Genomic DNA, 263 nt, shown 5'->3' with positions numbered 1-263 from the left:
ATTCGCTGACCTTTAATGCGGAGCAACCACATCGTCCGGAAAATATTCTGCAAATGCCGATTCGTTACCTGGCAATAATTTATTACGACAGTCTGGATAGTACGACGGACATTGAGTTATAAAAAAAACCGGGGACATGCCCCGGTTCTCAAGTTTTCTATTCAACAGCTTTTAAGCAATTTCAATTAACACTTCACCCGGCGTAACCCGATCACCTTTAGTGACATGAATCGCCTTGACCTCACCGTCAATATTGGCCAGTA

Annotated in this window: 1 protein-coding gene; it reads right to left on the bottom strand. The window is 43.3% G+C overall.

What is annotated here, in order from left to right:
- Positions 1 to 171: 171 nt before the first annotated feature.
- On the bottom strand, positions 172 to 252 hold the full coding sequence (locus E8Q33_RS16840; protein WP_371413304.1) for a biotin/lipoyl-binding protein: 81 nt from the start codon (positions 250 to 252) through the stop codon (positions 172 to 174).
- Positions 253 to 263: the final 11 nt, after the last annotated feature.

It is taken from the genome of Methylophaga sp. SB9B (genome assembly GCF_004832235.1).
In the GTDB taxonomy this organism is placed as follows: Bacteria; Pseudomonadota; Gammaproteobacteria; order Nitrosococcales; family Methylophagaceae; genus Methylophaga; species Methylophaga muralis.
Note: the sequence above shows the minus strand (reverse complement) of the source record. Positions and strands in the feature narration are given on the sequence as shown.